1 protein-coding gene is annotated in these 249 nt (G+C 60.6%); it reads left to right on the top strand.

Translation table 11 applies throughout. The features are described 5' to 3' along the window. Nucleotides 1-33 precede the first annotated feature (33 nt). Nucleotides 34-249, top strand: a 216-nt coding sequence (locus tag CH341_RS35555; RefSeq protein ID WP_210208750.1) for a hypothetical protein, incomplete at its 3' end; no start/stop codon positions are given.

Raw genomic sequence — 249 nt, 5'->3', positions numbered from 1 at the left:
GAATGCCTTCGCCGCCAGTTCGACGAAGGCACCTTGAACTCCACCACTATCGAGGAGCCGTACTACGCTGAGTGGCTCGGCGCGGCTTGCGCTTGCAGCTCGGACCCCGTCGCAAACGCAGAGCGGCTCATTCAAGCGAACCCGTTGGCAGCGTTCAGCGCCTTCGCGAGAGCAGTTCCCGTAGAACATCGCAATGCAATCCATGCTCTTCTGAAGGGATGGCTGGAAGACGACCAGCATCGAGGTCGG

The organism is Rhodoplanes roseus, from assembly GCF_003258865.1.
Lineage (GTDB): Bacteria > Pseudomonadota > Alphaproteobacteria > Rhizobiales > Xanthobacteraceae > Rhodoplanes > Rhodoplanes roseus.
This window is presented reverse-complemented; position numbering and strand designations above follow the sequence as displayed.